General features: G+C 43.0%; 1 protein-coding gene, 1 tRNA gene and 3 rRNA genes. All 5 read right to left on the reverse strand.

All coding sequences use genetic code 11. The features are described 5' to 3' along the window. Positions 1 to 350 precede the first annotated feature (350 nt). The 5 genes from VIR50_RS03460 to VIR50_RS03480 all read right to left on the reverse strand — a co-directional run bounded on the left by VIR50_RS03460 (position 351) and on the right by VIR50_RS03480 (position 6,881). A complete protein-coding gene (locus VIR50_RS03460) occupies positions 351 to 1,844 on the reverse strand; it encodes an ISLre2 family transposase (protein ID WP_331933747.1) in 1,494 nt (497 codons plus the stop codon). 180 nt (positions 1,845 to 2,024) lie between these two features. Next, a tRNA-Gly gene (locus VIR50_RS03465) sits at positions 2,025 to 2,100 on the reverse strand. 7 nt (positions 2,101 to 2,107) lie between these two features. Continuing rightward, positions 2,108 to 2,224: ribosomal RNA gene (gene rrf, locus VIR50_RS03470) — 5S ribosomal RNA — on the reverse strand. A gap of 73 nt (positions 2,225 to 2,297) precedes the next feature. Then, positions 2,298 to 5,209: ribosomal RNA gene (locus VIR50_RS03475) — 23S ribosomal RNA — on the reverse strand. Between the two features lie 157 nt (positions 5,210 to 5,366). Next, positions 5,367 to 6,881: ribosomal RNA gene (locus tag VIR50_RS03480) — 16S ribosomal RNA — on the reverse strand. The 16S, 23S and 5S rRNA genes sit together here with 1 tRNA gene alongside, the layout of an rRNA operon. Positions 6,882 to 6,987: the final 106 nt, after the last annotated feature.

Here is a 6,987-nt window from a genome sequence, read left to right on the forward strand (position 1 = left end):
TATATAGCCTTATTATATCAAATAATAAAATTTAAAATAAAAGGGGCTGTCGCACTAAAAAATAGTGCGACAGCTTTTTGCGTAAAAAATAAATCTCCCACTTGAAAGAGTGAAAGATTTATAGTAAAATTAATATATGACACAACATATTAATTTACATAAAAATTATACTTCAAATCGTGGAAATTATCAATTAAAACTTCCACTAAGTTTGTGTCAAGTTCTTGTGGGCAATTTTACTTTTAAATTTATCCACTATAAATTAAGTTAAATTTTCATTTCCACAGGGCTTCGCCCACAGCCCGAAAGGGCGCACTTATCCCGTTAACTTTTTATGTGAAATTTTTAAATTATCTATAAATAAGTTCACTAAAATTTCTTTGTTGAAAAAAACTCTGTATCGCTTTTCTACCATTAGTCATGGCGTAGCCTGTAAATGGTATACTTGATTGTTGTATAGGATAATACTTATTTTTCTTTACTTTCTTATTTACATCAGCTGCTGTTAGTGTAATTATTTCTGTTATTTTCTCTAATTTATCCTCTGAAATAATTCCTGAACATACTTCATTTATCACAGTATATATTCGTTTACTCGCTTTTTCAGCTAATATCTTAGCCAAATTATTGGCACCGCCAATAGACCAACTCATTTTTCTTCCTTTCATTCTTTGAGCTAGTATATCGCAGATATTATGCTCCATTGTCCCTAGACTTCTGTATTCTAGACCTTCTGGAGGGTTTGGCATTTCTATTTCTTCTCTTAAGTGATATGGCCTTAATCCAATTTTGTTTTCAAAAAGATATGTATATAATTTTTTTAACTTCTTAAATTTATTTTCATTTTCAGTATATTTAACCATTAGATTTATCACATATTCAAAACTTTCTTCTACTTTTCCTTCATTTAACATATTTATTAACTTATGAGCTTCTTTTTTATCTTGCACAGCTCTTATTACTGCTTGACTCCTATGAAATGGATCTAGTTGATAATATACTCCTTCTTCCTCTATACTCTGTTTTATCCAAGGTGCACCATCTCCATTTAAAATTCTTATTTCTATTTCATCTGTATTATAAGTTTCTGCAATAGTAGCATCACTTAATTCTTTAAACTTTTTACTATTACTAAAGCTAGCACAGGCTATTTTATTTTCAACTACATAAGCATCTTTGCTTCCATTTCTTTTTTTCCAACCCTCATACGTTATTCCAAGTTTAAGTTCTTTTTTCTTAGACTTTCCTCTTTTAGGTCTATCTTTTCCTTGAATGTTTAACCAGATACCATCCATTTCCTGAAATAAAACATTAACTTCTTTTGTACCATTTAGTTGTCCTTTTTTATTTAACAGTATTTTTCTTTCTTCTTTTTCTTCTATTTTAGATCCTAATTTTTGTACTACATTCCATACTGCCGTATGGCTGATTTCTTGATTTGTTAGTTTTTTAATGTTACTAGAAGTATTTCTAAAAGATACATTAGTTACATTATCAACTATTTTTTCTACTAAAGTACTAGAAATATGACCTATAGTATCCATTTGTAAGTACTCATCCAAAAGATATTTTCTAGCTATTTTTCCATCATCAGTTTCGTATTCATATATACGTCTATTAAACTCTACATTTCCCATAATAGTTTTTATACATGTATGTTTTAAACCTTTATTTCTATAAACCTTAGCATTCCTTTCATCCATTAACCTACGGTCTAGGTGCATTAGCACCTCTTGCATAAGTCTGCATGCTTCATCACATGCATATTTATATATTTTTTTCTCTAAATCATTGAAAGTTATCTCTTTATCATTTAAACTTGTATTGTACATAATACCACCCATTTCTGTATAGTCTCAGCAACTTACATTATAATGGATATATTACGTACACGGGAGATACTTTTTGTATCTCCTTTTAATTTTTCTAAATAGTAATTACTACTATCTTTGCCTACTAAAATTATACTCTAACACTTTGTTTTTAGGTAAAAAAATAAAAGCATCAATTCTTCGATGCTTTTATGGAGCGGGAAACGGGGCTCAAACCCGCGACCTCCACCTTGGCAAGGTGGCGCTCTATCAACTGAGCTATTCCCGCATATATAACCTGGCGACGTCTTACTCTCCCACAAGGCTGCCCCTGCAGTACCATCAGCGCTGTAAAGCTTAACTTGCCTGTTCGGTATGGAAAGGAGTGTTACCTTTACGCCATTGTCACCAGATTTACATTATTTATTGTTGTTAGACGGTATACATGAGAGATTGTTCTCTCAAAATTGTATAATGAATATTTATTTGGTCAAGTCCTCGACCTATTAGTATGAGTCAGCTGAACATGTTACCACGCTTACACCTCTCACCTATCAACCTTGTGTTCTTCAAGGGGTCTTACTGAATTAATCATGGGAAATCTAATCTTGAGGTGGGCTTCACACTTAGATGCTTTCAGTGTTTATCCCTTCCCGACATAGCTACCCAGCTGTGCCACTGGCGTGACAACTGGTGCACCAGAGGTCAGTCCATCCCGGTCCTCTCGTACTAAGGACAGCTCCTCTCAAATTTCCTGCGCCCGCAGCGGATAGGGACCGAACTGTCTCACGACGTTCTGAACCCAGCTCGCGTGCCGCTTTAATGGGCGAACAGCCCAACCCTTGGAACCGACTTCAGCTCCAGGATGCGACGAGCCGACATCGAGGTGCCAAACCTCCCCGTCGATGTGGACTCTTGGGGGAGATCAGCCTGTTATCCCCGAGGTAGCTTTTATCCGTTAAGCGATGGCCCTCCCACGAGGTACCACCGGATCACTAAGCCCGACTTTCGTCCCTGCTCCACCTGTATGTGTCGCAGTCAGGCTCCCTTCTGCCTTTGCACTCTTCGCGCGATTTCCGACCGCGCTGAGGGAACCTTTGGGCGCCTCCGTTACATTTTAGGAGGCGACCGCCCCAGTCAAACTGCCCACCTAGCAATGTCCGACGACCAGTTTCATGGCCTTTCGTTAGAACTCCAATAATATCAGGGTGGTATCCCAAGGATGACTCCATAGCCCCTGACGAAGCTATTTCCTAGTCTCCCACCTATCCTGTACAGATAATACCGAAGTTCAATGCTAAATTGCAGTAAAGCTCTACGGGGTCTTTCCGTCCAACTGCGGGTAGCAAGCATCTTCACTTGCACTACAATTTCACCGGATTTGTTGTTGAGACAGTGCTCAGATCATTACACCATTCGTGCGGGTCGGAACTTACCCGACAAGGAATTTCGCTACCTTAGGACCGTTATAGTTACGGCCGCCGTTTACTGGGGCTTAAGTTCATTGCTTCGCTTACGCTTACAAATCCCCTTAACCTTCCAGCACCGGGCAGGTGTCAGCCCCTATACATCAGCTTACGCTTTAGCAGAGACCTGTGTTTTTGTTAAACAGTTGCCTGAGCCTATTCTCTGCGACCTATATTTCTATAGGCACCCCTTCTCCCGAAGTTACGGGGTCAATTTGCCTAGTTCCTTAACAACAATTCTTCCGCCGGCCTTAGGATTCTCTCCTCACCTACCTGTGTCGGTTTGCGGTACGGGTACCAAACTTCTCCATAGAGGCTTTTCTTGGCAACATGGAATCAGATACTTCGCTACTTAAATTTCGCTCCCCATAACACCTCAGCATTAACAACTAAACGGATTTTCCTGTTTAGTCTGCCTAAGTGCTTAGACGCACACTCCAACAGTGCGCACATCCTATCCTTTTGCGTCACCCCATTTGTCAAACGAAGTTTGGCAGTATTGGAATATCAACCAATTGTCCATCGCCTACGCCTTTCGGCCTGGGCTTAGGTCCCGACTAACCCTGAGAGGACGAGCCTTCCTCAGGAAACCTTAGGTTTTCGGCCAATAAGATTCTCACTTATTTCTCGCTACTCATGCCAACATTCTCACTCCTGTACAGTCCACCGCTCCTTTCGGTACGACTTCTGCCCATACAGGAAGCTCCTCTACCATGTACTTACGTACATCCATAGCTTCGGTGATAAGTTTTAGCCCCGAACATTTTCGGCGCAGGATCTCTTGACTAGTGAGCTATTACGCACTCTTTAAATGAATGGCTGCTTCTGAGCCAACATCCTAGTTGTCTTAGAAATCCCACATCCTTTACCACTTAACTTATACTTTGGGACCTTAGCTGATGGTCTGGGCTCTTTCCCTTTTGACTACGGATCTTATCATTCGCAGTCTGACTGCCAGGGTAAAAGTAAACGGCATTCGGAGTTTGATAGAGTTCGGTAAGCGGTGAAGCCCCCTAGCTCATTCAGTGCTCTACCTCCGCTACTCATTTGCCTGACGCTAGCCCTAAAGCTATTTCGAGGAGAACCAGCTATCTCCGGGTTCGATTGGAATTTCTCCGCTATCCACAGCTCATCCCATGGTTTTTCAACACCAACGTGGTTCGGACCTCCACGGAATTTTACTTCCGCTTCATCCTGGCCATGGATAGGTCACCCGGTTTCGGGTCTACGATATGCAACTATGCGCCCTATTCAGACTCGATTTCTCTTCGGCTTCGTACCTGCGGTACTTAACCTTGCTACATACCGTAACTCGTTGGCCCGTTCTACAAAAAGTACGCCGTCACACATATAAAGTGCTCCGACCGATTGTAGGCACACGGTTTCAGGTTCTATTTCACTCCCCTCCCGGGGTTCTTTTCACCTTTCCCTCACGGTACTTCTTCACTATCGGTCACCAGGTAGTATTTAGCCTTGGGAGGTGGTCCTCCCTGCTTCCCACAAGGTTTCACGTGTCTCGTGGTACTCTGGATCAGACTTAATTAAACTGTTCTTTCGCTTACAGGACTATTACCTCCTACGGTGGGTCTTTCCAAACCTCTTCAGCTAAAATAGTTTAATCGTTATTGTCTGTCCGCAACCCCAGAGATAAATCTCTGGTTTGGGCTCTTTCCCTTTCGCTCGCCGCTACTTAGAAAATCGATTTTTCTTTCTCTTCCTCCGGGTACTTAGATGTTTCAGTTCCCCGGGTTTACCCTCCTAAACCTATTTATTCAGTTTAAGATACATACCGTTAAGGTATGTGAGTTCCCTCATTCGGAAATCTGTGGATCACAACCTATGTGCGGCTACCCACAGCTTATCGCAGCTTATCACGTCCTTCATCGGCTCCTGGTGCCAAGGCATTCGCCATGCGCCCTTTCTAACTTGACCTATCATGAGTAACTGATTTGTTAATCAGTACTAAATTTATTTATATATTCATTATACAATTTTCAAAGAACAATCATTGAAGAATATTAATCCTTCAAAATTAAACAGAGTAGATACTCGCTACTATAAGAACATCGTCTTATAGAATTCTCCTTAGAAAGGAGGTGATCCAGCCGCAGGTTCTCCTACGGCTACCTTGTTACGACTTCACCCCAATCATCGATCCCACCTTCGGCCGCTGGCTCCTTGCGGTTACCTCACGGACTTCGGGTGTTACCAACTCTCATGGTGTGACGGGCGGTGTGTACAAGGCCCGGGAACGCATTCACCGCGACATTCTGATTCGCGATTACTAGTAACTCCAGCTTCATGTAGGCGAGTTTCAGCCTACAATCCGAACTGAGATTGGTTTTATGAGATTTGCTCCACCTCACGGTCTTGCTTCTCTTTGTACCAACCATTGTAGCACGTGTGTAGCCCTGGACATAAGGGGCATGATGATTTGACGTCATCCCCACCTTCCTCCTGGTTACCCAGGCAGTCTTGCTAGAGTGCTCAACTTAATGGTAGCAACTAACAACAAGGGTTGCGCTCGTTGCGGGACTTAACCCAACATCTCACGACACGAGCTGACGACAACCATGCACCACCTGTCACCAAGTTCCCCGAAGGGCACTCCCGTGTTTCCACAGGATTCTTGGGATGTCAAGCCCAGGTAAGGTTCTTCGCGTTGCTTCGAATTAAACCACATGCTCCGCTACTTGTGCGGGCCCCCGTCAATTCCTTTGAGTTTTAATCTTGCGATCGTACTTCCCAGGCGGAGTACTTAATGTGTTAACTGCGGCACCGAAGTATTGAAACCCCGACACCTAGTACTCATCGTTTACGGCGTGGACTACCAGGGTATCTAATCCTGTTTGCTACCCACGCTTTCATGCCTCAGCGTCAGTTACAGTCCAGAAAGCCGCCTTCGCCACTGGTGTTCTTCCTAATCTCTACGCATTTCACCGCTACACTAGGAATTCCGCTTTCCTCTCCTGTACTCTAGATACCCAGTTTGGAATGCAGCACCGGGGTTGAGCCCCGGGATTTCACATCCCACTTAAGTATCCGCCTACGCATGCTTTACGCCCAATAAATCCGGACAACGCTCGCCACCTACGTATTACCGCGGCTGCTGGCACGTAGTTAGCCGTGGCTTCCTCCTCAGGTACCGTCATTATCGTCCCTGAAAACAGAGCTTTACAATCCGAAGACCGTCATCACTCACGCGGCGTTGCTGCGTCAGGGTTTCCCCCATTGCGCAATATTCCCCACTGCTGCCTCCCGTAGGAGTCTGGGCCGTGTCTCAGTCCCAATGTGGCCGATCACCCTCTCAGGTCGGCTACGCATCGTCGCCTTGGTGAGCCGTTACCTCACCAACTAGCTAATGCGCCGCGGGTCCATCTCAAAGCGGATTACTCCTTTAATCATTTCAACATGCATTAAAATGATATTATGCGGTATTAATCTTCCTTTCGGAAGGCTATCCCCCTCTTTGAGGCAGGTTACCCACGTGTTACTCACCCGTCCGCCGCTAATCCACTTCCCGAAGGAAGCTTCATCGCTCGACTTGCATGTGTTAAGCACGCCGCCAGCGTTCGTCCTGAGCCAGGATCAAACTCTCAATTTAAAAAGTTTGTTCTGACTTAAGCATTACTTGCTAAGCATTTAATTTTTATTTCAAAAGAATACGAGTTGTTTATCATACTCTGTTTAATTTTCAAAGATCAATTTCT

This window comes from Prevotella sp. (assembly GCF_036570325.1).
In the GTDB taxonomy this organism is placed as follows: domain Bacteria; phylum Bacteroidota; class Bacteroidia; order Bacteroidales; family Bacteroidaceae; genus Prevotella.

Bases quoted from the DNA above. Each gene is read 5' to 3' on its own strand.
- VIR50_RS03460 (WP_331933747.1), bottom strand. From the start codon at position 1,844: ATGGGTGGTATTATGTACAATACAAGTTTAAATGATAAAGAGATAACT.